General features: G+C 72.0%; 28 protein-coding genes and 2 pseudogenes. 22 read left to right on the top strand and 8 right to left on the bottom strand.

Annotated elements, in window-relative coordinates; genetic code table 11:
- Positions 1–20 precede the first annotated feature (20 nt).
- Together ACR5MH_RS16095 and ACR5MH_RS16100 are read left to right on the top strand one after the other, a co-directional pair.
- Positions 21–467 (top strand): SRPBCC family protein, encoded by a 447-nt coding sequence (locus ACR5MH_RS16095; protein ID WP_431348105.1) that lies wholly within the window; start codon positions 21–23, stop codon positions 465–467.
- Positions 464–868, top strand: a complete 405-nt coding sequence (locus ACR5MH_RS16100; RefSeq protein ID WP_431348106.1) for an NUDIX hydrolase — start codon at positions 464–466, stop codon at positions 866–868. Before ACR5MH_RS16095 ends, ACR5MH_RS16100 begins: the two co-directional genes overlap by 4 nt.
- Before the next feature lie 25 nt (positions 869–893).
- On the opposite strand, the gene ACR5MH_RS16105 is transcribed toward ACR5MH_RS16100, so the two are convergent.
- Positions 894–1415: a MarR family winged helix-turn-helix transcriptional regulator gene (locus ACR5MH_RS16105; protein WP_431348107.1), complete on the bottom strand. Its 522-nt coding sequence runs from the start codon at positions 1413–1415 to the stop codon at positions 894–896.
- 104 nt (positions 1416–1519) lie between these two features.
- On the opposite strand from ACR5MH_RS16105, the gene ACR5MH_RS16110 reads away from it, so the two are divergent.
- The 8 genes from ACR5MH_RS16110 to ACR5MH_RS16145 all read left to right on the top strand — a co-directional run bounded on the left by ACR5MH_RS16110 (position 1520) and on the right by ACR5MH_RS16145 (position 9883).
- Positions 1520–2089, top strand: a complete 570-nt coding sequence (locus tag ACR5MH_RS16110; RefSeq protein WP_431348108.1) for an NADPH-dependent F420 reductase — start codon at positions 1520–1522, stop codon at positions 2087–2089.
- A 114-nt stretch (positions 2090–2203) separates the two neighbouring features.
- Complete coding sequence (locus ACR5MH_RS16115; RefSeq protein ID WP_431348109.1) at positions 2204–3202, top strand: LacI family DNA-binding transcriptional regulator; 999 nt, start codon at positions 2204–2206, stop codon at positions 3200–3202.
- Between the two features lie 240 nt (positions 3203–3442).
- Positions 3443–5059, top strand: coding sequence for a xylulokinase (locus tag ACR5MH_RS16120; protein ID WP_431348110.1), 1617 nt, complete (start codon positions 3443–3445; stop codon positions 5057–5059).
- A complete protein-coding gene (locus ACR5MH_RS16125; RefSeq protein ID WP_431348111.1) occupies positions 5056–5808 on the top strand; it encodes an L-ribulose-5-phosphate 4-epimerase in 753 nt (250 codons plus the stop codon). Before ACR5MH_RS16120 ends, ACR5MH_RS16125 begins: the two co-directional genes overlap by 4 nt.
- Positions 5808–7325 (top strand): L-arabinose isomerase, encoded by a 1518-nt coding sequence (gene araA / locus ACR5MH_RS16130; protein ID WP_431348112.1) that lies wholly within the window; start codon positions 5808–5810, stop codon positions 7323–7325. Before ACR5MH_RS16125 ends, araA begins: the two co-directional genes overlap by 1 nt.
- A gap of 167 nt (positions 7326–7492) precedes the next feature.
- Positions 7493–8440: an alpha/beta hydrolase gene (locus ACR5MH_RS16135; protein WP_433861943.1), complete on the top strand. Its 948-nt coding sequence runs from the start codon at positions 7493–7495 to the stop codon at positions 8438–8440.
- A gap of 116 nt (positions 8441–8556) precedes the next feature.
- Entirely contained in the window at positions 8557–9396 is an 840-nt protein-coding gene (locus tag ACR5MH_RS16140) for an SDR family oxidoreductase (protein ID WP_431348114.1), read from the top strand.
- A 181-nt stretch (positions 9397–9577) separates the two neighbouring features.
- Positions 9578–9883 carry a hypothetical protein gene (locus ACR5MH_RS16145; protein ID WP_433861944.1) on the top strand — a complete coding sequence of 102 codons (306 nt, stop codon included), beginning with the start codon at positions 9578–9580 and terminating at the stop codon, positions 9881–9883.
- A gap of 29 nt (positions 9884–9912) precedes the next feature.
- Here ACR5MH_RS16145 and ACR5MH_RS16150 read toward each other — a convergent pair whose 3' ends face one another.
- A complete protein-coding gene (locus ACR5MH_RS16150; RefSeq protein ID WP_431348116.1) occupies positions 9913–10089 on the bottom strand; it encodes a hypothetical protein in 177 nt (58 codons plus the stop codon).
- 63 nt (positions 10090–10152) lie between these two features.
- Between ACR5MH_RS16150 and ACR5MH_RS16155 the strand changes: the two genes are divergently transcribed.
- The 6 genes and pseudogenes from ACR5MH_RS16155 to ACR5MH_RS16180 all read left to right on the top strand — a co-directional run bounded on the left by ACR5MH_RS16155 (position 10153) and on the right by ACR5MH_RS16180 (position 13460).
- Positions 10153–10866, top strand: coding sequence for an esterase/lipase family protein (locus tag ACR5MH_RS16155; RefSeq protein ID WP_431348117.1), 714 nt, complete (start codon positions 10153–10155; stop codon positions 10864–10866).
- Positions 10867–10967: 101 nt separating this feature from the next.
- Positions 10968–11357, top strand: a complete 390-nt coding sequence (locus ACR5MH_RS16160; RefSeq protein ID WP_431348118.1) for an META domain-containing protein — start codon at positions 10968–10970, stop codon at positions 11355–11357.
- Positions 11358–11626: 269 nt separating this feature from the next.
- Positions 11627–11788 (top strand): annotated as a pseudogene (locus ACR5MH_RS16165) (glutamate decarboxylase); the annotation flags it as partial.
- 95 nt (positions 11789–11883) lie between these two features.
- A complete protein-coding gene (locus ACR5MH_RS16170; RefSeq protein ID WP_433861945.1) occupies positions 11884–12843 on the top strand; it encodes a glutamate decarboxylase in 960 nt (319 codons plus the stop codon).
- A gap of 9 nt (positions 12844–12852) precedes the next feature.
- Positions 12853–13206 carry a hypothetical protein gene (locus tag ACR5MH_RS16175; RefSeq protein WP_431348120.1) on the top strand — a complete coding sequence of 118 codons (354 nt, stop codon included), beginning with the start codon at positions 12853–12855 and terminating at the stop codon, positions 13204–13206.
- Positions 13207–13211: 5 nt separating this feature from the next.
- Complete coding sequence (locus tag ACR5MH_RS16180; protein ID WP_431348121.1) at positions 13212–13460, top strand: hypothetical protein; 249 nt, start codon at positions 13212–13214, stop codon at positions 13458–13460.
- On the opposite strand, the gene ACR5MH_RS16185 is transcribed toward ACR5MH_RS16180, so the two are convergent.
- Positions 13433–14338 carry an SDR family oxidoreductase gene (locus ACR5MH_RS16185; protein WP_431348122.1) on the bottom strand — a complete coding sequence of 302 codons (906 nt, stop codon included), beginning with the start codon at positions 14336–14338 and terminating at the stop codon, positions 13433–13435. The two genes, ACR5MH_RS16180 and ACR5MH_RS16185, sit on opposite strands and share 28 nt — an antisense overlap.
- Positions 14339–14471: 133 nt before the next feature.
- Here ACR5MH_RS16185 and ACR5MH_RS16190 point away from each other — a divergent pair, with 133 nt between their 5' ends.
- Positions 14472–15032, top strand: coding sequence for a TetR family transcriptional regulator (locus tag ACR5MH_RS16190; protein ID WP_433861946.1), 561 nt, complete (start codon positions 14472–14474; stop codon positions 15030–15032).
- 88 nt (positions 15033–15120) lie between these two features.
- On the opposite strand, the pseudogene ACR5MH_RS16195 reads toward ACR5MH_RS16190, so the two are convergent.
- Positions 15121–16112 (bottom strand): annotated as a pseudogene (locus ACR5MH_RS16195) (aldo/keto reductase).
- A 41-nt stretch (positions 16113–16153) separates the two neighbouring features.
- On the opposite strand from ACR5MH_RS16195, the gene ACR5MH_RS16200 reads away from it, so the two are divergent.
- Positions 16154–17293, top strand: a complete 1140-nt coding sequence (locus ACR5MH_RS16200) for a low temperature requirement protein A (protein ID WP_431348124.1) — start codon at positions 16154–16156, stop codon at positions 17291–17293.
- Positions 17294–17724: 431 nt separating this feature from the next.
- Here the strand turns inward: ACR5MH_RS16200 and rimK are convergent, their stop codons facing one another.
- Positions 17725–18930, bottom strand: coding sequence for a 30S ribosomal protein S6--L-glutamate ligase (gene rimK / locus ACR5MH_RS16205; RefSeq protein WP_431348125.1), 1206 nt, complete (start codon positions 18928–18930; stop codon positions 17725–17727).
- Positions 18931–18988: 58 nt separating this feature from the next.
- On the opposite strand from rimK, the gene ACR5MH_RS16210 reads away from it, so the two are divergent.
- A complete protein-coding gene (locus tag ACR5MH_RS16210; protein ID WP_433861947.1) occupies positions 18989–19474 on the top strand; it encodes an ATP-dependent zinc protease family protein in 486 nt (161 codons plus the stop codon).
- Positions 19471–20874, top strand: a complete 1404-nt coding sequence (locus tag ACR5MH_RS16215; protein ID WP_431348126.1) for an MFS transporter — start codon at positions 19471–19473, stop codon at positions 20872–20874. The genes ACR5MH_RS16210 and ACR5MH_RS16215 overlap by 4 nt, the downstream gene beginning before the upstream one ends.
- Positions 20875–21162: 288 nt before the next feature.
- Here the strand turns inward: ACR5MH_RS16215 and ACR5MH_RS16220 are convergent, their stop codons facing one another.
- From ACR5MH_RS16220 to ACR5MH_RS16230, 3 genes are all read right to left on the bottom strand, one after another.
- Positions 21163–22755: an ATP-dependent DNA ligase gene (locus ACR5MH_RS16220; RefSeq protein ID WP_431348127.1), complete on the bottom strand. Its 1593-nt coding sequence runs from the start codon at positions 22753–22755 to the stop codon at positions 21163–21165.
- 43 nt (positions 22756–22798) lie between these two features.
- On the bottom strand, positions 22799–23407 hold the full coding sequence (locus tag ACR5MH_RS16225; protein WP_431348128.1) for an HdeD family acid-resistance protein: 609 nt from the start codon (positions 23405–23407) through the stop codon (positions 22799–22801).
- 80 nt (positions 23408–23487) lie between these two features.
- Positions 23488–23661 (bottom strand): hypothetical protein, encoded by a 174-nt coding sequence (locus ACR5MH_RS16230; RefSeq protein WP_431348129.1) that lies wholly within the window; start codon positions 23659–23661, stop codon positions 23488–23490.
- A 374-nt stretch (positions 23662–24035) separates the two neighbouring features.
- Here ACR5MH_RS16230 and ACR5MH_RS16235 point away from each other — a divergent pair, with 374 nt between their 5' ends.
- Positions 24036–24911: a hypothetical protein gene (locus ACR5MH_RS16235; RefSeq protein ID WP_431348130.1), complete on the top strand. Its 876-nt coding sequence runs from the start codon at positions 24036–24038 to the stop codon at positions 24909–24911.
- A gap of 192 nt (positions 24912–25103) precedes the next feature.
- Positions 25104–25646 carry a hypothetical protein gene (locus ACR5MH_RS16240; RefSeq protein ID WP_431348131.1) on the top strand — a complete coding sequence of 181 codons (543 nt, stop codon included), beginning with the start codon at positions 25104–25106 and terminating at the stop codon, positions 25644–25646.
- Positions 25647–25698 lie beyond the last annotated feature (52 nt).

The following is a 25698-nucleotide window of genomic DNA, read 5'->3' on the forward strand; positions in this document are numbered from 1 at the left end:
CATGCCGCTAAGGTGTGCGCATGGCCGGAACCATCGTCGTGGAACGCACTGACACCATCCTGACCACGCCGGAGGCGCTGCTGCCCTACCTTGCGGAGCTGCCCCGCTGGGTGGACTGGTCGCCGTGGGAGGGCATGGACCCCGCGCTGAAGCGCGAGTACACCGGCGAGCCGGGAGCGGTCGGCTCCACCTACGCGTGGAGCGGCAACCGCAAGGCGGGCGCCGGGACGATGCGGTTGGAGTCCGTCGAGCCGGACGGCGTCGGCGTCGCCCTCCACTTCACGCGGCCGTTCCGGTCGAGCAGCCAAGTGCGCTTCCTCCTGACACCGGAGGGCGACCGCACGCGTGTCATCTGGCGGATGGAGAGCGCGAGGACGTTCTTCAGCCGCTTCTTCAATCTGGACAAGCTGATCGGCCCGGACTTCGAGAAGGGACTCCGGCAGCTCAAGCAGCTGGTCGAGTCATGACCCTGGCCCCGTTGCTGGTGTCGGCGGTCGCGGTGGTGCGCCACCGGCGCGTGCTCATGGTGACCTCGCGTGGGCGGGACGTGTACTACATGCCCGGCGGCAAGATCGATCCGGGCGAGACCGCGGCCGAGGCAGCGGCACGGGAGGCCGAGGAGGAGGTCGCGCTCGTGCTGGACGCGGACGGGCTGACCGAGCTGTTCGAGGTGCGCACGCAGGCCCACGGCGAGCCGGACGGGCGGCAGGTGCACATGACGGTGTTCGGCGCGGAGACGGCCGCCGAGCCGGTGGCGTCGGGCGAGGTGGACGCGGTGCACTGGGTGACGACGGCCGATGCCGGGCGATGCCCGCCCGCCGGCCACGCCGTCCTCGACCGCCTCGCCGCCCTGGGCCTCATCGACTGACGCCCTCGACAACCCTTCGGGGCTGCTATGCGCTCGCGCGTACGCCTTCGGCGGCGTCGACGATGGCTGCGCACGCGTCGGACGGCCGCCGCGCGGGGTCGATCGCGCCGACCAGTGCTGCGGAGATGTCCGCGAGCTGCTCGACCTGCTCCGGTCGCAGCGCTCCGAGGATGCGGTCCCGCACCGTCTCCAGGTGTCCCGGCGCGGCGTCCGCCACCATCGCGGCGCCCGCCTCGGTGAGGACCGCGTTCGTCGCGCGGCCGTCCTCCTCGCACGGCATCCGCTTGACCAGGTCGCGGGCCTCCAGCCGGGTGACGACGTGGCTGAGGCGCGAGACCGACGCGTTCGTCGCCGTCGCGAGCGCGCTGAGGCGCATCCGGTGGTTCGGCTCCTCGGCGAGCCGGGAGAGGACGAAGTACTCGTAGTGCGTCGATGCGGCGTCGCGGGCGAGCTGGCCGTCGAGCACGGGAGGCAGGAGTTGCGTGAGCGCGACGAGCCCCAGCCAGGCGTCGCGTTCGCGACCGGCGAGCTCGTCGTCCGTACTCATGGACATCATTCTACCGGATAACTTGACGCTTCAACTAAAGTGGGTTTACTATTTAGTTGAAGCGTCAACCAAACGACGCGAATTCGAGAAGGAGAGACAGACTCATGACCACGGTCAGCATCATCGGGAACGGCAACATGGCGAAGGCGATCGGCGGCGTCCTGGCCGCGGGCGGCAGCACGGTGGAGTACCTGGGCCGCGCAGGCGGGGCGGTCGACGGCTCGATCGTCGTGCTGGCGGTCCCGTATCCGGAGGTCGACGCGGTGCTCGCCACTTACGGCGCCCAGCTCGCAGGCAAGACCGTGGTCGACATCACCAACCCGGTCGACTTCGCGACCTTCGACGGCCTCACTGTCCCGGCCGACTCGTCCGCCGCCGCGACGATCGCCGCCGCGCTCCCCGAGTCGCGCGTGCTCAAGGCCTTCAACACGACCTTCGCCGCCACGCTCGCCAGCGGCACCAACGGATCGCACCCGACCACCGTGCTCATCGCCGGCGATGACGACGAGGCCAAGGCGGAGCTCGCCGCGCTGATCCGCGCAGGCGGCCTGAACACGGTCGACGCCGGAGCTCTCAGCCGCGCCCGCGAACTCGAGGCGCTCGGCTTCCTGCAGATCGCGCTGGCCGCGGCCGAGCGGGTCTCCTGGACCGGAGGCTTCGCGGTCGTCGCCTGACCCGTCGGCCGGGTTCGGCCTCCTGAGGGGCGCGCCACCCGCTTCACGCAGAGGAAGCGAGGGGTGCGCCCTTCTCCGCGCCGAGCGGGCACGCGCCGCCAGTAGGGTGTGGATGTGAGTGAGAGCGGGCGTGCGCCGGGCGTGCGGGAGGTCGCGGCTGCCGCGGGGGTCTCGCGGCAGACGGTGTCGCGAGTGCTCAATGACCACCCGAGCATCCGGCCGGCGACGCGCGAGCGGGTGCTGGCGGCGATGGCCGACCTCAACTTCCGGCCGAATCGCGCGGCGCGCATGCTCACCACCGCGCGCTCCCGCACCATCGGCGTGCTGGCGTCGTCGGCGTCCTCGCTGTTCGGCCCGGCCTCCAGCATCGACGCCGTCGAGCAGGCGGCGCGCGAAGCGGGCTATTTCGTGACCGTCGCGCACGCAGCCTCCCTCGACCCGGGGGACCTCGGCGCCGCCGTCGACCATCTCGGCGCGCAGTCGGTCGAGGGCGTCATCGTCATCGCCCCGCAACGGGCCGCGCAGGAGGCCATGACCGCGCTCTCGCTGGCGGTCCCGTCGGTCACCCTGCACGGGGCCGGGATCGCAGGCGACGACGGCGTCTTCGTGGACCAGGTGGAGGGCGCCCGACTGGCCACCCGCCACCTGCTCGCGCGCGGTCACACCCGGATCGCGCACCTCAGCGGGCCCGGCGACTGGTCGGAGGCGCGGGCGCGCCGCGACGGCTTCGTGGCCGAACTCGCCGCGGCCGGGCTGGACCCGGTGGTCTCGCGGGAGGGCGACTGGACCGCCGCGTCGGGAGCCGCCATCGGCGCGGAGCTCCTCGACGACCCGGACCTGACGGCGGTGTTCTCGTCGAACGACCAGATGGCGCTCGGGCTGCTGCACGCGGCGCGGGAGCGGGGACGCCGGGTGCCGGAGGATCTCGCGGTCGTAGGCTTCGACGACATCCCGGAGGCCGCCTACTTCGCGCCGCCGCTGACCACCGTGCGGCAGGATTTCGCCGAACTCGGCCGCCGCGGCGTCGCGCGCCTGGTGGCGCTCATCGAGGGCCGCGAGCTCGCGTTCGACGCCCCGGTGGCGCCCGTGCTGGTGGTGCGCGCCTCCGCGTGACGGCCGCGCCGCACAGCGCGCGATTCGTCCCGAATGTCGCGTATGCGCGGCCGAGAGACGCGATTCGTCACGAATGTGCGCGACGCGATTCGTCACGAATGTGGCGTCTGCGCGGACCAGAGCCGCGATTCGTCCCGAATGTCGCGGCGGGCGCGGCGGGCGTCGGCTTGACAGGGGAGGGACGGAGGGGACACACTTTTACCAACGCCATGTGACCGGTCACAACGGAGTGAGAGACCCATGAACACCCATCGCGACGCCCTCGTCGCCGGACGCACCGCCCTCGGCATCGAGCTCGGTTCCACCCGGATCAAGGCCTGCCTGGTCGACGCCGACGATCCCGCGACCGTCCTGGCCGTCGGCTCGCACGACTGGGAGAACGAGTTCGCCGACCGCGTCTGGACCTACTCCCTCGACGCCGTCTGGTCCGGCCTCCAGGCCGCGTATGCCGCGCTCGTCGCCGACGCGGAGGAGCGCCACGGCGTCCGGCCGCGGACCTTCGGCGCCATCGGCGTCTCAGCCATGATGCACGGCTACCTCGCCTTCGACGCCGCGGGGGAGCTGCTGGTCCCGTTCCGCACCTGGCGCAACACGACGACCGGCCCGGCCAGCGCCGAACTGAGCGCGCTGTTCGGCGTCAACATCCCGCTGCGCTGGTCGATCGCGCACCTGCACCAGGCCGTCCTCGACGCAGAGCCGCACCTGGAGCGCCTGCACTCGATCACCACGCTCGCCGGTCACGTGCACGAACGCCTGACCGGTCGCCGCGTGCTCGGGGTCGGCGACGCGTCCGGGATGTTCCCGATCGACGCCGCCACGAAGACCTACGACGCCGAGCTGGTGGCCCGCTACGACGCGCTCGTGCGGGACAGAGCGACGCTGCCGCCCCTTCTCGACCTCCTGCCCGAGGTCCGTGTCGCCGGTGAGGCCGCCGGCGACCTCACGCCCGAGGGCGCCCGCCTCCTCGACCCCTCGGGTGGCCTGCAGCCCGGTGTCCCGCTCTGCCCGCCTGAGGGCGACGCCGGCACCGGGATGGTCGCCACCGCCTCCGTCGCCCCGCGCACCGGCAATGTCAGCGCCGGGACGAGCATCTTCGCGATGGTCGTCCTGGAGCGGCCGCTCGCCGAGGCGCACCACGAGCTCGACCTGGTCACGACGCCCGCCGGCGACGCCGTCGCGATGGTGCACTGCAACAACGGCGCGAGCGAGCTGTCCGCGTGGGCCGGGCTGTTCGGGAGGTTCGCGGAGGCCGCCGGCGCGCCGGTAGCGGCCGACGCGGTCTTCGAGACGCTGTTCCGCGAGGCGCTGGACGGCGAGCCCGACGCGGGAGGCCTCCTCGCCTACAACTACCTGGCCGGCGAGCCGATCACCGGTTTGGACGAGGGCCGCCCGCTGGTCGTCCGCACTCCCGACAGCCGTTTGACGCTCGCCAACTTCGCCCGTGCCCAGCTCTACGGCGTCTTCGGCACGCTCGCGCTCGGGATGCGTGTGCTGCACGCGGAGGGCGCCGCCCTCGACCGCATGTTCGCGCACGGCGGGATGTTCCGCACGGCCGGCGTCGCGCAGCGCTTCCTGGCCGGCGCACTGGACGCGCCGGTGTCCGTCGCCGAGACAGCGTCGGAGGGCGGGGCGTGGGGGATCGCCGTGCTGGCCGCGTACCTCCGGGCCGCCCGCGAGGGAACGCCGCTCGACGTCTACCTCGACCGCGACGTGTTCGGAGGCTTCGCCTTCGAGACGGTGAACCCCCACTCGGACGACGTTGCCGGTTTCGCGGCGTACCTCGCCCGCTACCACGACGGCCTGGCGGCCGAGCGCGCCGCCGTCGCCTCCATCGCCCTGAAGGGAGCCGTCCGATGACCGCCGAGCAACCCGAGGCCGGATCGCCCGCCACGCCGCCTGCCGACGCTCCCACCGCCGAGTCCCCCGCCATCCGCCGCACCCGCGAGCAGGTCGCCGCCCTCCACGCCGAGCTGGTCCGCTACGGCCTGGTCATCTGGACCGGCGGCAACATCTCCGGCCGCGTCCCCGGGGAGGACCTCTTCGTCATCAAGCCCAGCGGCGTCGACTACGACGACCTCGCACCGGACAACATGATCCTCTGCACCCTCGACGGGGAGGTCGTGCCCGGTTCCCCCGGATCCGACCGCTCCCCGTCCTCCGACACCGCCGCGCACGCCTACGTCTACCGCAACCTGCCCGAGGTCGGCGGCGTCGTCCATACCCACTCCACCTACGCCACCGCGTGGGCCGCGCGCGCCGAGCCCATCCCGTGCGTCATCACGGCGATGGCGGATGAGTTCGGCGGCGAGATCCCGGTCGGGCCGTTCGCGATCATCGGCGACGACTCCATCGGGCGCGGCATCGTCGCCACCCTCGACGGGCACCGCAGCCGCGCGGTCCTCATGCAGAACCACGGCGTCTTCACCATCGGACGCGACGCGCGCGACGCCGTGAAGGCCGCGGTCATGGCGGAGGACGTCGCCCGCACCGTGCACATCGCTCGGCAGGGCGGCCCGCTCGTCCCCATCCCGCAGGAGGCCATCGACAGCCTCTTCGACCGCTACCAGAACGTCTACGGACAGAACCCGGAAGGATCCCTCGCCTGATGCCGAAGCTCACGACCTCCCTCGACCACTACGAGGTCTGGTTCCTCACCGGCAGCCAGCACCTGTACGGGCCGGAGACGCTCGCTCAGGTCGCCGCGCAGTCCCGCGCGATCGCCGACCAGCTCGGCGCGTCCGCCGACGTGCCGGTGCGCGTGGTCTGGAAGCCGGTGCTCACCGACTCCGACGCCATCCGCCGCATCGCGCTGGAGGCCAACGCCGACGACGCCGTGATCGGCCTGGTCGCGTGGATGCACACCTTCAGCCCCGCGAAGATGTGGATCGCAGGCCTGGACGCCCTGCAGAAGCCGCTGCTGCACTTCCATACCCAGGCGAACGTCGAGCTGCCGTGGGGCGAGATCGACTTCGACTTCATGAACCTCAACCAGGCCGCGCACGGCGACCGCGAGTTCGGGTACATCCAGACCCGGCTCGGCGTGCCGCGCACCACGGTCGTCGGCCACGTCAGCGACCCGGCCGTGACACAGCGCATCGGCACCTGGACGCGCGCGGCCGCCGGCCACGCCGCCACCCGCTCCCTCAAGCTCGCGCGCTTCGGCGACAACATGCGCTTCGTCGCTGTGACGGAGGGCGACAAGACCGAGGCCGAGCTGCGGTTCGGCGTGCAGGTCAACACCTGGGGCGTCAACGAGCTGGCCGACGCGGTCGCCGCGGCCTCCGACGCCGCCGTGGACGCGCTGGTCGCCGAGTACGAGGACCTGTACGAGGTCGTCCCCGAGCTCCGTCGCGGGGGCGAGCGGCACCAGTCGCTGCGCGACGGCGCGGCGATCGAAGTCGGGCTGCGGTCGTTCCTGGAGGAGGGCGGCTTCGGCGCCTTCACGACCAGCTTCGAGGACCTCGGCGCGCTCAAGCAGCTCCCCGGTCTGGCCGTTCAGCGCCTGATGGCGGAGGGCTACGGCTTCGGCGCCGAGGGCGACTGGAAGACGGCCATCCTGGTGCGCGCCGCGAACGTCATGGGGGCCGGCCTCCCGGGCGGCGCGTCGCTCATGGAGGACTACACCTACGACCTCACGCCCGGCGACGAGCGCATCCTCGGCGCGCACATGCTGGAGGTCTCGCCGTCGCTCAGCAGCGCGAAGCCGACCCTGGAGGTCCACCCGCTCGGCATCGGCGGCAAGGACGACCCGGTGCGCCTGGTCTTCACGGCCGACCCCGGCCCTGCCGTCGTCGTGGCGCTGTCGGACATGCGCGACCGGTTCCGGCTCGTCGCGAACGTCGTGGAGGTCGTGGAGCCGACCGCCCCGCTGCCGAAGCTCCCGGTCGGCCGTGCGGTGTGGAAGCCGGCTCCCGACTTCACCACGTCGGCGACCGCGTGGCTGGAGGCCGGCGCCGCTCACCACACCGTGATGAGCACCGCCGTCGGCATCCAGGCGTTCGAGGACTTCGCACGTATGGCCCGCACCGAACTGCTGATCATCGACGAGGACACCACGCTCCGCGCCTTCTCCCGCGAGCTCGACTGGAACGCCGCCTACTACCGCCTCGCCCGCGGCCTCTAGCCGCGGCACACACTCCCGGCCGCCGGCATGTCATCGGCGTCGGCGGCCGGGTCCCATCTCGCGACTATCGATTCCGGAGTCGTGCCCGCGGCACGCCGTGCCTGGGCGTACACGACCCCCGAGCGGATGGCGGCGGTGCGCGGATCGAGCGCCGCTAGGGTGAGCGCATGAGCGTCGCGCGTCGCACCCTGATCGGGGCCGGAATCGGTGTCGCCGCCCTCGGCGTGCTGGGCGGAGGTGCGGCGTTCGCGGTGGAAGAGCGCATCCTCCCCGGCCGCTCGGAGCTGCATCGGCTCCTGGGCCTGAACGGCACGGCGGGCCGCATCCCCTCCACGTCACCCGGCCCGGCGGTCAGCGGCTCGTTCGTCTCCGCCGCCCGGCTCGGCGTGACCTGCGGGTGGACCGTGAGCTACCCGCCGGGGTCGACGCCGGGCGACCCCCTGCCGGTCCTGATCGCGCTGCACGGCTATGGCGGCGACCACCGCTCGGCGTTCGGCTCCGGACTCGGGCTCGACCGCTTCCTCGCCCAGGCGGTGCGGCGCGGCGCGCGCCCGTTCGCCGTCGCGTCGGTGGACGGCGGCAACACCTACTGGCATCCCCGCGGCACGGGCGAGGACGCGGCCGCGATGGTGACCGGCGAGTTCCTCCCGCTTCTCGCGAAGGCGGGCCTGGACACGACGAAGGTCGCGTTCCTCGGCTGGTCGATGGGCGGCTACGGCGCCCTGCACCTCGGCGGCGCGCTGGGGGCGGCACGGGTCGCGTCGGTTGTGGCGGAGAGCCCGGCGATCTGGCACACCGCGAAGGAGGCCGCCCACGGCGCGTTCGACGGAGCGGCCGACTTCGCCGCGAACACGCCGTTCGGCCGCGAGGCGTCCCTCGCGGGGATCCCGCTGCGGGTCGACTGCGGCACCGGCGACGGCTTCTGCCCGAACGTGCAGGACTTCGTCGCGGGCCTTCATCCGCGTCCGGCGGGCGGCTTCACCCCGGAGGCCACGACCTCGACTACTGGCGCCGCGAGGCGCCCGCCCAGCTCGCGTTCGCCGCGTCCCACTTCGCCTGACGCCGCCGGGAAACCGGCGAGTACGCGGATTATCTGCGCTCTCGCCGGTTTCTGACCGATTATGGGCGTACTCGACCGTTGCCGGCCTGTCGACGGAGCACGCGGACAGTGGACTCGGAGGCGGTGCCTGTCCGATCATGTGCGTAGCCGACGGGGCGGAAGGAGAACACCATGACCATCGCAGTCACCGGCGTCACGGGCACGGTCGGCCGACTCGCCGCGTCCGAACTCGCCGACGCAGGCGTCCGCTTCCGCATGCTCGCGCGCTCCCCGGAGCGCGCCCCGCGCTTCCCCGACAGCGAGGTGGTGGCCTGCACGTACGGCGACGGCGACTCGGTGCGTGCCGCGCTGCAGGGCGTGGACGCCGTCCTCATGGTGTCCGCCGCCGAGAACGACCAGCGCCTGCGCGAGCACTTCGCGTTCGTGGACGCGGCAGCCCAAGCGGGTGTGCGGCACATCGTCTACACCTCATTCTTCGGCGCCGCGCCCGACGCCACATTCACGCTCGCGCGCGACCACTACGCCACAGAGGAGCGCATCAAGACGACCGGCATGGCGTTCACCTTCCTGCGCGACGACCTGTACCTCGACTTCGTGGAGTTCATGGTCGGCGACGATGGCGTGATCCGCGGCCCCGCCGGTCGCGGGAAAGCAGCCATGGTCGCCCGCGCGGATGTCGCCCGGGTGGCCGCGACCGTGCTCCAGCATCCCGAGCCGCACCGGGATGTCACCTACGACCTGACCGGGCCCGAGGACCTGACGATGGCGCAGGTCGCCGAGAAGCTGACCACGCACCTGGGTCGCGCCGTCTCGTTCCACGACGAGACGGTCGAGGAGGCGTACGCCTCGCGGAAGAAGTGGGACGCCCCGCAGTGGCAGTACGACGCGTGGGTTTCCACCTACACCGCGATCGCCGCAGGCGAGTTCGCCGGCCCGAGCGGCGATGTCGAGCGCGTCACCGGCCGCCGCCCGCTCTCACTCGACGAGTTCCTGACCACGCGCCCCGAATGAAACCGCCGAGTACGCAGAGAGTCTGCGTACTCGGCGGTTTCCGACCGGTTGTGCGCGTACTCGACGGCTGGTGGTGGTTTGTCGCGCAGAACGGTTGTCTCACTGGAGATGATCCGATTTGCGCGTACCGTCAAAAATTTGGGTTCTTTCAAAGAGAGCGCGGCCATGAGACGATCGATTCATGAAGGATTCTCACGCTATTGATGTCGCTGAGCCCGCGTCCGTTCACGGCCCTGGCCGTGCTCCTGCTGGAATCCCCCTGACGATCCGCCTCGGAGAGCGCGAATTCGCCGCCCTGGTCCGCATCGCCCGCCATCGGGAGACGACCGCGGCCGGTCTCGTCGAGCAGCTCGTGCTGCACGCGCTGAGCCGCGCCGACGTGCCGCCGCCCGCCGAGTCCCACCCCGCGCGCAAGCACACCACCTACGAGGAGGCGACGGCCGGCTTCCGCGCCGACGCACGGGTCGGTACCGCTCCCGACATGTGAGCGGCGCGCCTTCGGCGGCGTTCGGACCGCTACAGCTCGGAGTGCCCCAACAGGTGCACCGGGATGCCGAACGACAGCGCCACGCAGACGATCCCGGCGAAGAACACCACGCCCTGCCACGCCGGGAGGGTGTCCGCGAGGCCCAGCAGGAAGAGCCCCACCAGGAAGAGCAGGAAGCACAGGATGAATGCGATCACGTCGCCCATGCCGCAACTATCCACCCGGCTCCGGAGGTTGGCAAGAGCGTCTGCGCGCGCGATGCTGGCGAGGTGGTAGAGAACACGCGCCCGGGTCCGCTGCGGGCCGCGCTGCTCTTCGCCCGCCGGGCCGGCGTGCTCCTCGCCGACTACGAGTACGTGCTGCGGCACCAGCTCCGGGCGAACTTCGACCACGACCCTCCCGAGGCGCTCGTCGACGAGGCCGGGGAGGGCGAGCCCATCGTGCTGCTGCCCGGCATCTACGAGACCTGGCGCTTCCTGCACCCGCTGGCGCGCCGCCTCCACGCCGCCGGGCACCCCGTGCACGTCGTCACGTCTTTGGGCCACCTGGGCATGTCGCTCGAGGCGGCCGCCGACCAGGTGGAGGGCTACCTGCGCGAGCAGCACCTCAGCGGCGTGACCGTCGTCGCGCACAGCAAGGGCGGTCTCGTCGCCCGGCTGCTGCTCGGGAGGCCGGACGCGTCGGCGCGCATCCGCCGGGTGGTCGCGATCGCCACGCCGTTCTCCGGCTCGCCGCTCGCCGCCTGGGTGCCGTTCCCCGCGGTGCGCGCGCTGCGGCGCGGCCACCCCGATCTGCTGCGGCTGGCGGGTGACGGCGTGGACGTCGGCCGGGTCGTGTCGGTCTGGGGCTGGTACGACCCGCACATCCCGGGAGGCTGTGCGCTGCCGGGCGCGCGCAACCTCCGGATGCCGGTGGGCGGCCACTTCCGGATCCTCGGCAGCCCGACCGTCCTGGCGCTCGTGGACGAGCTCACGAGCGGATGAAGTCCCGGGTGACGACCCTGGTGCGCGCTCGTCGCGCGCCGCTATCCTCGGCGTCGTGACGCGGTCCGCAGCACCGGGCGGCCGCAGAGGGGGAGGACGACATGATGCGAACGATCCGGCGGGCGCCCGCTCGTCTCATCGGCGGCGGCCTTGTCGCCGCTGCGGCTCTCGCCTTCCTCGCCGGCTGCGCCGGCACCCCGAGCGGCGCGGCGCTCGTCGGCACCTGGGGCTCGACCGCCGCGTCGCAGCCGAATCTCACCATCGAGAACGACGGCGCCTTCTCCGGCACGGACGGCTGCAACCGGCTGACCGGCAAGGGCTCCGTCGACGGCGACACCATCACCTTCGGCCCGATCGCCAGCACCATGATGGCGTGCCAGGGCATCGACGAGTGGCTGGCGAAGGCGTCGAGCGGGACGGCGAAGGGCAGCACCCTGGTCGTCTACGACATCAACGGCAACGAGATCGGAAAGCTCGACAAGTCGAAGTGATCCGCTGCCGATAGGCAGGCCCCGCCGACCCGTGGCGGAGCCGAGGCAGAGAGGGGCGGCGCATGGCGCGGCTCGAGTCAGACATCCAGACGGCGAGCGGTGACACCCGGCTCGCCCCCGCCTACACCGGCCGCCTGTCGCGGAAGAGTCCTCCGGACTCCCTGCCGGACGACGCCACCGATCCGGCGAGCACATACCGGCTGATCCACGACGAGCTGCTCCTCGACGGCAGCTCGCGCCTCAACCTCGCGACCTTCGTCACGACGTGGATGGACCCGGAGGCCGAGATTCTGATGGCCGAGGCGTTCGACAAGAACATGATCGACAAGGACGAGTACCCGGCGACCGCGGCGATGGAGCGCCGCTGCGTCTCCATCGTCTCCGGCCTCTTCCACGCCGAGCCCGGCGAGCCGACCGGTGCCGCGACGATCGGGTCGAGCGAGGCCGTCATGCTCGCGGGCCTCGCGCTCAAGTGGCGCTGGCGGGCGAAGCGGGCCGGGGTCTCCGGAAGCGCCGAGCCGGGGGCGTGCCCAACCTGGTCCTCGGCTCGAACGTCCAGGTCGTGTGGGAGAAGTTCTGCCGCTACTTCGAGGTGGAGCCGCGCTACCTCCCGGTCGAGAAGGGCCGCTACGTCATCACACCGGAGCAGGTCACGGCGGCGGTCGACGAGAACACGATCGGGGTCGTCGGCATCCTCGGCACCACCTACACCGGCGAGCTGGAGCCGATCGCGGCGATCTGCGATGCGCTCGACACTCTCGCCGCCTCGGGCGGACCAGACGTGCCGGTGCACGTGGACGCGGCGAGCGGCGGCTTCGTGGTGCCCTTCCTGCACCCGCACCTGGAGTGGGACTTCCGCCTCCCGCGGGTGGTGTCGATCAACGTCAGCGGCCACAAGTACGGGCTGACCTATCCGGGGATCGGGTTCGTGGTGTGGCGCTCGCCGGAGCACCTGCCGGACGACCTGGTGTTCCGGGTCAACTACCTCGGCGGGGACATGCCCACGTTCACGCTGAACTTCTCCCGGCCCGGCAACCAGATCGTCGGTCAGTACTACAACTTCGTCCGGCTCGGCCGCTCGGGGTACACCGCGATCATGGAGGCGCTGCGGGACACGGCGCTGCTGATCTCGGACGGCCTGGCCGAGGACCCGGCGATCGAGGTCATCACCGACGGCTCCGCAATCCCGGTGATCTCGTTCGGGCTGAAGGAGGGCACGCCGTACACGGTCTTCCAGGTGTCGCACGAGCTCCGCGCCCGCGGTTGGCAGGTGCCCGCCTACACGATGCCGGACGACGCGACCGACGTCGCCGTGCTGCGGATCGTCGTGCGCGACGGCTTCAACGCCGACCTCGCCCAGGACCTCGTGAACGACATCCGCGCGGTGTGCGCCGAGCTGGGGGAGCAGGCCGAGAAGGCGGGCGAGACCGAGGTCGCCGCCAAAGCCACCGAGTCCGCGCGCACGCGGACGCACTTCGCGCACTAGCGAGCCGGTGTGAGCGACGGAGGGGGCGCCGGGGAGCGGAGAAGGCTTCTGCTCTCCGACGCCTCCTTCGCCGTGGGCTCGGTGTGCTTCGCGGTCGCCGCGCTGCCCTCCGTCGCCGCGGCGATCGGAGCGATCGTCACGAATGTCGTGTTCGTGGCCGGCTCGGTGTTCTTCACGCTCGGCGCGGGGCTGGCGCTCGGCGTGCCGAACCGGAGTTCGTCGGTCATCCAGTTCGTCGGGACGCTGTTCTTCAACGCGAGCACGTCGCTGGCCCTCGCCGCCGCCGTCCCCGCCGGTGCGGCCGGGGGACAGGCTGGCGTCCGGACGCTTACGGGTCGATCTGCTTCCTCGTCTCCAGCCTGATCGCCGTGGCGGCGGTGGCGCGGCAGCGCGGGTCGGCACGTGACAGGGCGGGAGCCGCGCTCAACCTGCTCGGCTCGGTGCTGTTCGGCTTCGCGGCCGTGGGGGCGTTCGAACTGCCCGGGACGGACGCCCTCCTGAGTCCGTTCTGGACCGGGGCGGGGACGGTCGGGGGCGCGGTGTGCTTCCTCGCCGCCGCTGTCATGGGTCTGCTGCCAGCGCCCGAGGCTCAGCGCGCGGCGACGGTCTCGAAGTAGGAGCCGGACGCGAGGTCCTCCAGCAGGGTCGGCCCGGTGGGCGTCCAGCCGTAGCGTTCGCGGGTGAGCGCGCTGGAGGCCGGGATGTCCATCCCGAAGAACCGGCCGATCCAGCCGAAGTGCGCGTCGACGTCGTCCGGCGCGATGGACTCGACGGGGAGGCCGAGCCCTTCGCCGATCGCGGCGGCGATGTCGCGGGCCGGGATGCCCTCCTCGCCGACCGCGTGCACGCGTGCCGCTGGAGGCGCCTGCTCCAGCGCCAGCCGCACCAGCCGGGCGGCGTCGAGCCGGTGGACGGCCGGCCAGCGGTTGGAGCCGTCGCCGACGTAGCCGGCGACGCCCTTCTCGCGGGCGACACGGACAAGCTCGGCGCTGAAGCCGTGGTCGCCGCGGCCGTGGACAGTCGGCGAGAACCGCAGCGCGACCGGCCGCACACCGCGGTCGGCGTACTCGAAGGCGAACGCTTCGCCGCCGCCGCGCGGGGCGTCGGGACCGACGTAGGGCGACGGGACGTCCTCGGTGAGAACCTCGCCGGGGCGCGCCACGATGCCCGACGCGAACAGGAACGGCCGGTCGGACCCGGCCAACTCGTCGCCGATGGTCGCGACCACGGCGCGCTCGGTGCGGCCGGCGCCGGCGTAATCGGAGAAGTCGTGCTTGAAGCCGAGGTGGATGACCGCGTCGGACGCCGCGGCGGCGGAGCGGATGCTCTCCAGGTCGTCGAGCGAGCCGGCGATCGCGGTCGCGCCGGTGGCGCGGATGCGCTCGGCGGACGCCTCGGAGCGGGCGAGGCCGGTCACCTCGCGGCCGGCGGAGAGGAGTTCGGGGACGACGGCGGAGCCGATCCAGCCGGATGCTCCGGTGACGAAGACGCGCATGGGAATGACCTCCCGAGTCATGGGATCGTGGATGGTGTGGATGATGTCAGTGACTGTCGTCAGTGACTGACATCACGATAACACCGATGTCAGCAACTGTCATCACCTCGCCGGAAACCGTTAGAATGACGGCGTGGGACGCTGGACACCGGATGCGCGCGGTCGCTTGGAGCGGGCGGCCATCGAGCTGTACGCCGAGCGCGGTTTCGAGGGGACCACCGTCGCCGACATCGCCGAGCGCGCGGGCGTCACCGAGCGCACCTTCTTCCGGCACTACGCCGACAAGCGCGAGGTGCTCTTCGCCGGGTCGACCGCGCTGCAGGACGCCGTGCTCGCCGCCATCGCCGCCGCCCCCGAGGACGCGCCGCCGTTCGCCGTCGCCGGCGCGGGCATGCGAGCCGCCGCCGCGCTGATCGACAGCCGAGGTGCGGACTTCCCACGCCGCCGATCCGCCGTGATCGCGGCCAACCCGAGCCTGCAGGAGCGCGAGCTGCTCAAGCTGGCCTCGCTCGCCACCGCGTCCGGCGAGGCGCTGCGCGCCCGCGGTGTCGCGGAACCGGCCGCGAGCCTCGCGGGCCAGGCCGCCGTCGGCGCGTTCCACGTGGGCTTCGCCCAGTGGATCGCAGGCCCCGCCGACGCGACCCTCACCTCCCACGTCGATCAGGCGCTCGCGACCCTCCCCACCCTCGCCTAACCTCGCGCCACCCGGCCGACAGGGGTCGCAGCACGCCGCTTCGCGCCGCCCATAACGGCGTGTTGCGACCCCTGTTGGATCGGTCTGGCTACGCGAGGGCGCGGTCGATCGCGGCCAGCTCGTCGGCGGTCAGGGCGGGCGCGTCCACCGCGCCGAGGTTCTGCTCGAGCTGAGCGACGCTGCTCGCACCGATGATCGCGGACACCACCACCGGATTCCGCAGTACCCACTGGAGTGCGAGCTGCGCCAGGGTCTGCCCGCGCCCGGCGGCGATCTCGTCGAGCGCCCGCACCGTCGTCAGCACCCCCCGGTCAGATCCGACTCGTGCAGGGACACGCTCGTGACCGCGCGGGAGCCCCCGGGCACACCGTTGAGGTAGCGGTCGGTCAGCATCCCCTGAGCAAGCGGCGAGAACACGATCGCCGCAGCGCCCGCGGCCTCCACGGCGTCCAGGATGCCGTCCTCCACGTGCCGGTCGAACATCGAGTAGCGCGGCTGGTGCAGCAGCAACGGGGTCCCGGCCGCGGTGAGCAGATCTGCGGCGGCGGCGGTCTGCGCGGCGTCGTAGTTGGACACACCGGTGTAGAGCGTCTTGCCCTGCGCGACGGCCGTGGTCAGCGCACCCATCGTCTCCTCCAGCGGCGTCTGCGGGTCCGGGCGGTGATGGTAGAACACGTCCACGTACTCCAGCCCCAGCCGGCGGAGGCTCTGGTCGAGGGACGACAGCAGGTACTTCCGCGAGCCGGAGTCGCCGTACGGCCCCGGCCACATCAGGTAGCCGGCCTTGGTCGACACCACGATCTCGTCCCGGTACGCGCGGAGGTCGGTGGCGAGGATGCGGCCGAAGAACTCCTCGGCGGCGCCCGGAGGCGGCCCGTAGTTGTTGGCGAGGTCGAAGTGCGTCACGCCCAGGTCGAAGGCCCGCAGCACGATCTCGCGCTGGGTGTCGAACGACCGCGCGGTGCCGAAGTTCTGCCACAGCCCGAGCGAGAGCGGCGGGAGCTGGAGGCCGCTGCGTCCGGCGCGGCGGTAGGGCATCGAGTCGTAGCGGGCCGGCTCGGCGACGAAAGGTGTGGGCATGGGGCAAGCCTAGAGGGCGCGACCGCCGCTACCGTTGGCGTGTGAGCGGGGTGACCGGAGGCCGGATCGCGCGGGTGGCGTCGCGCGTGTCCACGATCGAGCTGCTGTTCGACCTGGTGTTCGTGTTCACGATCGGCCAGCTGACTGCCGTGATCGTGCAGAACCCCGGCGTGGAGTCCGTGCTGCGGGCCGCCGCCATCCTCGCCGTCGTGTGGTGGATGTACGACGCCTTCGCGTGGCTCACCAACCAGGCCGTGCCCGACACCGTCCCCGTCCGGCTGCTGCTGATCGCGGCGATGGCCGCGTTCCTCGTGCTGTCGCTCGCCATCCCTGACGTCTTCACCGGTTCGGGTGTGCTCTTCGGGGTCGCCTACCTGACGGTCGTGGTCATCCACTCCGGGCTCTTCATCGCGAGGGGAGGCCGCGGCTCCGTGCGCGTGATGCTGCGCATCGGCCCGCTGAACGCCGTTGCGGCTCTGCTGCTGATCACCTCCGGTTACGCCACCGGCTGGCTGGAGTGGGTGCTGTTCCTCGCCCCGCTCGTGCTCTTCCTGGTGGGCGGTCTGCTCGCGCGGTCGAGCCCGTTCGCGATCGGCGCCTCGCACTTCGTGGAGCGGCACGGCCTCCTGATGATCATCGCGTTCGGCGAGTCGATCGTGTCGGTCGGCGCGGGGCTGTCCGCGTCGGGGCTGCGCCCGCAGGTGGTCATCGGCGCCGTGGCCACGGTCGCGATGGTCGCGGCGCTGTGGTGGTGCTACTTCTCCGGCGACGACGAGCGCGCCGAGCGGTCGTTCGGGAGGGCCACCGGACGGCGCGGCACGACCCTCGCGCTCACCGCCTACTACGTCGCCCACTTCGTGATGCTGTTCGGCCTCGTCGGGGTCGCCGCCGGCCTCCACCTCTCCCTGGAAGACGCCTTCGCGCCCGTGACGCCCGCCGCGGCCTGGCTGCTCTCCGGTGGCGTCGCCGTCTACCTCGTGGGCGATGCGGAGTACCGCCGCGAGCTGCGGCTGGGCCCCTGGGCCTACCGGCTCGTCGGGGCGGCGGGGACCCTCGTGGCCGGCTTCCTCGCGGCGTGGATGCTGCCGCTGCGGGCCGGAGGGCTGCCCGGCATCGCGCTCATCGGGGCGCTGCTGGCGATCGTCGTCCTCGTGCTGGTAGCCGAGCGCGCCCGGCGCTGACCGGCCGCCGTCCGACCCGCTGAGTAGCATGCGGGGCACGGACGCGCTCGCCGCCTACTTCGGCCAGGACGGCTCGAATGTCGCCGTCAGGCTCGCCGGCCCGGCTCGACGACGGCGCCTGGAACTGCTGGGCCGAGCACGGCGCGCGGGTCTCGTCGTTCCACTCCACGATCTGCGCGGTGGAGGGCCTGGCAGCGTGGAATGCGACCGGCCGGGGCGACGCGTCGGCGCCCGTTACCCGCGCCTCGCGGAGGCCGTCGAACTGCTGCGCGGCAAGGCCGACGCCGATGGGCTCCGGAGCCTGGAGAACCGGCACGAGGGTCCGGCCTGGTTCGACTTCGGCGACGACGAGGGGATGCCGAGCCGGTGGCTCACACTCCGCGCACTGCGCGTGCTGGGGCGGTCGGACGCGGGGACGCCCGCGGTCTCACTCAGACCGACGTGGTCGCCGCCTCCGCCAGGTGGTCCTTCGGCAGCCTCCGCACCTTCTGGCGCCGCTTCCGCCGGTCCGGGATCATCGACCGCATCTCCTCCAGCTTGCCGAAGCAGAGCAGCCGGTCGCCGGCCTGCAGCTCCACACCGCTGCGCGGGTTCGGGATGACCGTCGCGCCGCGGTGCAGCGTGAGCACCGTGATGTCGCGCTCCCACAGGCCGGCCTCCTTGATCGTCTTGCCGACCAGGTCCGCGTTGCCGTGCACGAGCAGCTCGGCGACGCCGTAGCCGCGCGAGACGCTGAGCCGCTGGCGCACGTCGATCTCGGGGAACGCCACCTGGTTGTCGATGAAGTCGATGATCGCGCCGGCGACGTCGAGGCCGGTGGCGCGCTCGATGCCTTCCAGGCCGGGCGAGGAGTTGACCTCCATGACGAGCGGCCCCTCGTTGCCCTCCAGCATGTCGACGCCGGCCACGCGGAGGCCCATGATCTGGGCCGACCGCACCGCGGCCTCTTCGTACTCCGGGGTCAGCTCCACCTTCTGGACGGTGCCGCCACGGTGCACGTTGGAGCGGAACTCGTCGCCGCTCGCCACCCGCCGCATCGCCGCCACCACCCGGTCGCCGACGACGAGCGCACGGATGTCGCGGCCGCGGCTCTCCGAGATGAAGCTCTGGATGAGCACGTTCTGCTTGGTCGAGTGCAGCGTCTCCACGATCGACTCGGCGATCTTCGCCTCGGGGGCGAGGATGACGCCGATGCCCTGGGTGCCCTCCAGCAGCTTGATCACGACAGGCGCCCCGCCGACCTGCTCGATCGCCATGCGCACGTCGGCGCGGCTGTTCACGAACGTGGTCGCCGGCATCCCGATGTTGTGCCGGGACAGGATCTGGTTGGCCCGCAGCTTGTCGCGGGAGTTGGTGATGCCGTTCGCGGTGTTGGGCGTGTAGACGTCCATCTGCTCGAACTGGCGCACGACGGCCGTGCCGTAGTAGGTGATCGAGTTGCCGATACGCGGCAGGACGGCGTCGTAGTCGGACAGCAGCCGGCCGCGGTACTGCAGGTCGGGCTCCTCGCCGGAGAGGTCGATCGCGAAGCGGAGCGTGTTCAGCACCTTGACGGTGTGGCCGCGGTCGCGCGCGGCCGCACGCAGCCGCTGGGTCGAGTACGCGTGCGGAGCGCGGGAAAGGATGGCGAGCTTCATCGATGGATCCTGCAAAGATAGGGGAATGGCCGGTGATCTCCATTCAAACACCCTCGTCGTGGGGTGGCGTGAATGGGCGAGCCTGCCCAGCATCGGCATTCCGTGGATCAAAGTCAAGATCGACACCGGGGCCCGCAGCTCGGCCCTGCACGCGTTCGACCTGGAGGAGCTCCCGGATGACCGGGTGCGCTTCACGGTGCACCCCTGGCAGGACGCCGATGCCGACCCGGTGGTGGTCGAGGTCCCCATCCACGACCGTCGCGCCGTGCGCAGCTCGTCGGGCCACAGCGAGGACCGGATCGTCGTGCTGCTGGAGCTCGTGCTCGCCGGCCGGACCGTCCTCGCCGAGACCACGCTGAGCAACCGCGACCAGATGGGCTTCCGGATGCTCGTCGGCCGCGAGGCCCTCCGCCAGGGCTTCGTCGTCGACCCGGGCCGCTCGTTCCTCGCGGGGCGGGCGCCGCGGGAGGTGCGGCGCCGGAACCGTGGCAGGACGGCGGAGCCGGCGCCGAGGGAGCCTGCGAGCGAGGACCCAGCCGGATGACGCGCACGGCCGCGTCGTTCAGCCGCGGCCTCGCGCTCCTCGTCGCCGCCACGTTCTTCATGGAGAACCTGGACGGCACGATCATCCAGACCGCCGCCCCCACCATGGCGCGCGAGTTCGGCGTCGCCCCGGCGGACGTGAGCGTCGCGATGGTCGCCTACCTGCTGGCCGTGGCCGCGGGCATCCCCGCGACCGGCTGGCTGTCCCGCCGGCTCGGGATCCGGCCGGTGCTGCTGACCGCGATCGTCGTGTTCACGCTCGCGTCGCTGCTCTGCGCGTTCGCGCCGTCGCTGACGCTGCTGACCGTCGCGCGCGTGCTGCAGGGCATCGGCGGCGCGCTGATGGTGCCGGTCGGGAGGCTGGCCGTGCTGCGCGACACCGACCCGGTCGACCTCCTCGACGCGATCGCCTACCTGACCTGGCCCGCGCTGATCGCCCCGGTGATCGCGCCCGCGCTCGGCGGCATCCTTTCGGACACGATCGGCTGGCGCTGGATCTTCCTCATCAACCTCCCGTTCGGCGTCGCCGCGATCGTGACAGGGCTGGTGCTCGTGCCGCACACCGAACGGCAGCGCGACTTCCCGTTCGACGGGCGCGGCTACGCGGCGATCGCGCTCGCGCTGGTGCTGCTGACCGCGGGCGCGGAGGGGCTGAGCGCCGAGGACGGCCGGCTGCAGCTCACCGGCGGCGCGGCCATCCTCGTGGCCATCGCGATCGGCTGGGCCGCCATCTCGCGGTCGCGCGGACGCGAGCACGCGCTGTTCGACTGGAGCGTGCTTCGGCTGCACTCGTTCCGCGCCGGGAACATCAGCGGCGGCGTCTACCGGATGATCATCACGGGCGCGCCGTTCCTGTTCACGCTGTTGTTCCAGCTCGCGTACGGCTGGTCCGCGACCGTCGCCGGTCTCACCGTCATCGCGATCTTCGTCGGGAACCTGGCGATCAAGCCGTTCACGACGCCGCTCATCCGCCGATTCGGTTTCCGCACCGTGCTGATCTGGTCGAACCTGCTCGGGATGCTGGTGCTCGCCGCGTTCGTCGGTATCGGTCCGGCGGCGCCGCTGCCGGTGCTGCTCCTGCTGCTGGTCGCGAGCGGCGTGTTCCGGTCGATCGGGTTCAGCGCCTACAACACGCTCCAGTTCGCGGACGTGGAGGCCACCGACACCAACAACGCGAACACGCTCGCGTCCGCGCTCCAGCAGGTCGCGACGGCGCTGGGCCTCGCGGTCGTGGCCGTTTTCGTGCGCGCCTCCACGGCGGTGTCGGAGGGTGTTACGGGCTCAGCGCTGCCCGGCTATCACTGGGCCTTCGCGCTGGCCGCCGCGCTGCTGCTCATCCCGCTCGCCGGAGCCTTCCAGCTCCCGCACAACGCCGGCGCCCGCGCGACGGCCCGCCGCTGACGTTCCACCTCCTCAGCCGGCGGTGGTGGCGCGCTCAGCGGAGCCGCCCTCACCCGCGTCGCCAACGGAGGAGATCCCGGCCCTCCCTGCCCGGTACTCCTCCGTTGCCTGCCGTCCCCCGGCGTGTCGCCCCACATCTCCTCCGTTGCCCGCGCCCGTCGCTAACGGAGGAGATCGCAGGCGACACGCCGTGCGTGAACAGCTAACGGAGGAGATGCGGGGCGGGGGAGGTCATGGCTCCTCCGTTGGCGACGTGGGGAGGAGGGGAGGAGGGGACTGGGTGGGGTGCTACTCGCGGAGCAGGGCGCGGAGGGTGGCGATGGTGTCGGCCTCGGCCGCGGGCTTGTCGTCGCGGTAGCGCTTGACCCGGGCGAAGCGCAGGGCGATGCCGCCGGGGTAGCGCGACGAACGCTGGACGCCGTCGATCGCGATCTCGACCACGGTCGTCGGCGCCACCCAGACCGTGCCCGGTGTGCGGCGCACCTCGATCTTCTGGAACTCCTCGGTCTGCCAGCGCAGCAGCTCGTCGGTGAGGCCCTTGAACGTCTTGCCGACCATCACGAAGCCGCCCGGCTCGCCGAACGCTCCGTTCGGGTCGCGCGCGCCGAGGTGGAGGTTGGAGAGCATCCCGACCCGCCGCCCCGAACCCCACTCGCAGGCGAGCACGACCAGGTCGTAGGTGAGCACCGGCTTGACCTTGATCCAGCTCGCGCCGCGGCGCCCGGCGGCGTACGGCGAGTCGATCGCCTTGACGACCACCCCCTCCTGGCCGGCGGCGAGGGCGTCGTGGGAGACGCGCTCGGCCTCGTCCGGGTCATCGGTGACCTCGCCGGGGATGCGGTGCTCGCCCGCGACGCGCTCCAGCTCCGCGAGCCGGACCGACAGCGGCTCGTCCAGCAGGTCGCGCCCATCCACATGGAGGATGTCGAAGAACCACGGGTGCAGCAGGGTGTCCCGCTGTGCTTCGGGGTCCTCCGTCGCAGGCTCCCTCGGCGCTGGGGTCGCGGTGTCGCTCCGCGTTACCTCGGAGCTCCACCGCGCGAAGCGGCTCATCGTCTCCTGGAACGGGCGCGGGCCGCCGTCCTCGTCCAGCGCGAGGGTCTCGCCGTCGAGGACGAGGTCGCGCGCGGGCAGCCGGCGCACGATCTCCACCACCTCCGGGACGCGGTGGGTGATATCGGCGAGCGTACGGGTGAAGACGCGCACGCTGTCGCCGGACCGGTGCACCTGGATGCGCGCGCCGTCGAGCTTGTACTCGACCGACGCGCGGCCGGTCGTCGCCAGCGCGGCCGCGGCGGAGGGTGCGGTCGCCGCGAGCATCGGCAGCACCGGCCGCCCGACGACCAGGCCGACCGAGGCGAGCTCTTCGGCCGTGCCGGTCAGCGCCAGCACCGCCGACGCGCCGAGGTCGCCGGTGAGCATGGCGGCCCGCCGCACGTCCGGCCCCGGCCGGTCGGCGGTGCGGGCGATCGCGTCGAGGAGGACGCCCTCCAGAGCGCCGGTGCGCATCTCGCCGAGCAGGACGCGGGCCAGGAGGTCCTGCTCGCCCGCCGTCGCGCGCACCGCGAAGTCGCGCAGTGCGGCGCTGCGGTCGCGCGCGGAGCCCTCCCCGCCGAGCGCGGCGAGCTCGCCGAGCAGCGCGTCCAGGTCGAGAACAGTGAGTGTCGGAGTGTCTGCGGGTTCGCCGAGGACCGCGCCGACGCTGCGCCACCCGACGCCGACCCGGCCCTGCCGCGGCTTGCCGACCAGGAACCCGACCGTCGGGGCGATCTCGCCGGGCTGCAGGTCGCCGAGCAGGCCCGCGAGCGCGTCGACCTTGGCCAGTCGCGAGCGCGTACCCGCGACGGTCTCGAGCGTGGTGACGATCGTGTCGAGGAGCACAGGCCCAGTGTGCCACCGGCCGCCGACGCCGGCGGCCTCCCGCTCAGTTCGCCGGCGTCGCGATCCCGCGCCCGAACGTGATGGCCCGCACGATCTGCACGATCCCGAGCACGATGAGGCTGATGCCCGCGAGGATGAACAGCAGCACGATCCCCCACAGCGGGGTCAGCAGCAGGACGATGCCGGCGACGATGCTCAGGATGCCGAAGAAGATCGACCAGCCGCGCGAGGGCGCGTCCCCGAGCTGGGCGAACGTCATCGCGCCCTCCACGATCCAGGCGATGCCGACCAGGATCCCGATGAACACCGCGAGGAACGCCGTCGTGCCCGCCAGATTGGCGAATGCCACGATCGCGCCGATGATCAGCAGGATGCCGAAGGCGATGTCGAGCGCCCTCGCACCGCCGCGGATCCCGCGGGCGAAGATGCCGATGCTGAGGTAGGCGATGCCCGAGATCAGCAGCGAGATGGCGATCAGGACGGTGAGGCCGACCGCGGCGGTCCTCGGCCAGAAGACGATGATGACGCCGATGATCAGGGCGACGGCGCCGCTGATCCCGAGCGCCACGCGTACGCTGTTGATGGCTGCCTTCGTCAGGTCCTGCCCGTCGAGGGAGAACGACGCGAACGCGGATGGTTGAGTGCTGGACATGCTCGGAAGGTAGCGCTGCGGAACCGCGCCTGTCTAGAGTCTTCGGACGATCGTGAAATGAAATGTCGTGCGCCTGACCGTCAGTAGTCCTCGCGTCCCTCGCCGAGCACGGACAGTGTGTCCTGGTCCTTCGACCAGTCCTGCAGGGCGCGTTCGAGCTGGCGGCGCGTCCAGTCGGGGGTGACCTCGCCGGCGTCCACTGCGGCGAGCCGGTCGAGGCGCTCGGCCGCCGACCCCTCGAGATCGTCCATCATCGTTCCCCTCTCGCGAATCGTGACCGTCCGGCGGCGGGTGGGACCAGCCGCTGTCTGCTTGGCGCTGCCCGTGGGGCGGACCGCCTGAAACCCGGTGCTCCCGCTCTTGTCTCACGGCTCGGCCGGACGGCCTGGCCCGCCGCTGGACTCATGGTGCACCCGCCAGGGCCGCTCGCGGTAGCCCGCGCACACTCCATACCGGTCGGTATGCTCCTCGGTTACCTCGATGGCCCGACGGCTTCAAGTGCTCTTCGCGACCTCGCAGAGGGTACGGACGGGAGGTCCAGGCGGGTTCCGTAACGTCGCCGAATGCCCTCGGTCGACCCAGGCCGGCACCCCTGCCGGCCTCGTCGTGGGCAACGGAAAGGATCCACGTGAAGAACACCATCCAGAACACCTCCGGAACCACTCGCACTGCGTTCGGCGCTCGTCGCGTCGTCATCGGCGCCGCCTCGATCGTGGCGGCTGGAGCGCTCATCGGCGTGGGGGCGCAGGGGGCTTTCGCAGCCACCGGCGACACCGGTGCTGCGGGCTCCGGCTCGGCGACGGCCTCCACCTCGACGTCCACTCCGGGCGTCTCGGGCTCTGCGTCGGCCGGAGGTTCGGCCTCGTTCGACCTCGACCACGGCCACTCGCTGTTCGGCCAGGTCCACGCGCTCTTCAACGGCCACATCAACGGCGCCAAGGCGCAGCAGCTCGCGAAGAAGATCGTCGCGGACACCCCGGTCTTCTCGCTGCTGCCCGACACCCTGCAGCGCGACCTGAAGACGCTGGCCACCGCTGCGTCCCAGGACCGCACCGCCGACGCCAAGAAGCTCGTCTCGACCGCGCTGAACGGCGGCTACGGCAGCGCCGTCCAGAAGCTCGCCGACCAGCTCAAGGGCTCGACTTCGGCCCGTGGCTCGGAGCACAGCGACGCCCAGGGCGGCCTCGACCTGAAGGACCTCGACGTGAAGGGCCTCCTCGCCGGCCTGCAGGGCGGCGACCTCCTCGGCTCGACGTCGGGCGCAGGCTCGCAGCTCAGCACGGAGATCACGAGCATCGCCTCCACCGTGACCGGCGACAGCCAGCTCGCGTCGAAGCTCCCGGACTCGCTGCGCACCGACCTGTCGCAGCTCGCGTCCGCTCCGGCCTCCGAGCAGACGGCCGACCTCGAGCACCTCGCGACCACCGCCCTGAGCGGCGGCTACGGCTCGCAGGTGCAGCAGGTCGCCGACCAGATCGAGTCGGCGGTCACCGCGGCCCACTAAGGCCCGCAGACGCTTTCGCGCCCTCGCCTCCTCCCTACCGGACGGAGGGCCCCTGAGGACGCAGCGCTTTCGCGCCCTCGCCTCCTCCCTACCGGACGGAGGCGAGGGCGCGTTTCGCGTCTCCGGGCGCTTCCCGCGGAATCGTTCGCGAGACGGATGCCGCCGGGCCGCCTGGGGGCGCATCATGCGAGCATGTGGGTTCGCAGGATCATCGTCGCCGTCGCCGCCTATGCGCTCTTCGCGGGCGGCCTCGCCACGCTTTACATCGTCGAGCAGCAGACCGGCCGCAACGCGGTGGAGGACGCCCCGCGCGCGCTCCTCTCCACCGGGGCGGCGACGGCCGCCTCCCCGCAGCCACGCCGCGTCGACCTCGCCTCCGGGCTCGGCACGTTCTGGGTGCGCTACGACGCGCACGACGCCCCGGCTGCCGGGAACGGCTACCTCGACGGCGCACTCGCCCAGGTGCCGCGCGGCGTCCTGGACACCGCGAAGGCGACCGGGGAGGACGCCGTGAGCTGGGAGCCGCAGCAGGGGCTCCGTTTCGCGATCGTCGCGAAGCCCGACGGGTCAGGCGTGCTCGTCGCCGGCCAGTCCCTTCAGCGCACTGAGGAGCGCGCGACGCGCACGCTGCTCTACATCGCCCTGGCCCTCATCGCGGGCGCCGTCGTCGTGGCTGCGGCTGTCACCGCCGACGCCCTCCTGGGAGCCACGCGTCAGCGTCGCCCCCTCGAATAGCCCACCATCCGTCCGCGAAAGGGGTCGCAACACGCCGTTATCCGCGCCCCTT

This window comes from Streptomyces sp. L7 (assembly GCF_050990935.1).
Taxonomy (GTDB): domain Bacteria; phylum Actinomycetota; class Actinomycetes; order Actinomycetales; family Microbacteriaceae; genus Leifsonia.

What these genes read in the sequence shown, in the direction of transcription:
- ACR5MH_RS16150 (WP_431348116.1), bottom strand. Translation starts at nt 10,089, where the DNA reads ATGGGCGACGTGATCGCATTCATCCTGTGCTTCCTGCTCTTCCTGGTG.
- ACR5MH_RS16160 (WP_431348118.1), top strand. Translation starts at nt 10,968, where the DNA reads ATGATGCGAACGATCCGGCGGGCGCCCGCTCGTCTCATCGGCGGCGGC.
- ACR5MH_RS16215 (WP_431348126.1), top strand. Translation starts at nt 19,471, where the DNA reads ATGACGCGCACGGCCGCGTCGTTCAGCCGCGGCCTCGCGCTCCTCGTC.
- ACR5MH_RS16145 (WP_433861944.1), top strand. Translation starts at nt 9,578, where the DNA reads ATGAAGGATTCTCACGCTATTGATGTCGCTGAGCCCGCGTCCGTTCAC.
- ACR5MH_RS16120 (WP_431348110.1), top strand. Translation starts at nt 3,443, where the DNA reads ATGAACACCCATCGCGACGCCCTCGTCGCCGGACGCACCGCCCTCGGC.
- araA (WP_431348112.1), top strand. Translation starts at nt 5,808, where the DNA reads ATGCCGAAGCTCACGACCTCCCTCGACCACTACGAGGTCTGGTTCCTC.
- ACR5MH_RS16125 (WP_431348111.1), top strand. Translation starts at nt 5,056, where the DNA reads ATGACCGCCGAGCAACCCGAGGCCGGATCGCCCGCCACGCCGCCTGCC.
- ACR5MH_RS16100 (WP_431348106.1), top strand. Translation starts at nt 464, where the DNA reads ATGACCCTGGCCCCGTTGCTGGTGTCGGCGGTCGCGGTGGTGCGCCAC.
- ACR5MH_RS16140 (WP_431348114.1), top strand. Translation starts at nt 8,557, where the DNA reads ATGACCATCGCAGTCACCGGCGTCACGGGCACGGTCGGCCGACTCGCC.
- ACR5MH_RS16095 (WP_431348105.1), top strand. Translation starts at nt 21, where the DNA reads ATGGCCGGAACCATCGTCGTGGAACGCACTGACACCATCCTGACCACG.
- ACR5MH_RS16225 (WP_431348128.1), bottom strand. Translation starts at nt 23,407, where the DNA reads ATGTCCAGCACTCAACCATCCGCGTTCGCGTCGTTCTCCCTCGACGGG.
- rimK (WP_431348125.1), bottom strand. Translation starts at nt 18,930, where the DNA reads ATGAAGCTCGCCATCCTTTCCCGCGCTCCGCACGCGTACTCGACCCAG.
- ACR5MH_RS16240 (WP_431348131.1), top strand. Translation starts at nt 25,104, where the DNA reads ATGTGGGTTCGCAGGATCATCGTCGCCGTCGCCGCCTATGCGCTCTTC.
- ACR5MH_RS16110 (WP_431348108.1), top strand. Translation starts at nt 1,520, where the DNA reads ATGACCACGGTCAGCATCATCGGGAACGGCAACATGGCGAAGGCGATC.
- ACR5MH_RS16135 (WP_433861943.1), top strand. Translation starts at nt 7,493, where the DNA reads ATGAGCGTCGCGCGTCGCACCCTGATCGGGGCCGGAATCGGTGTCGCC.
- ACR5MH_RS16230 (WP_431348129.1), bottom strand. Translation starts at nt 23,661, where the DNA reads ATGATGGACGATCTCGAGGGGTCGGCGGCCGAGCGCCTCGACCGGCTC.
- ACR5MH_RS16185 (WP_431348122.1), bottom strand. Translation starts at nt 14,338, where the DNA reads ATGCGCGTCTTCGTCACCGGAGCATCCGGCTGGATCGGCTCCGCCGTC.
- ACR5MH_RS16105 (WP_431348107.1), bottom strand. Translation starts at nt 1,415, where the DNA reads ATGAGTACGGACGACGAGCTCGCCGGTCGCGAACGCGACGCCTGGCTG.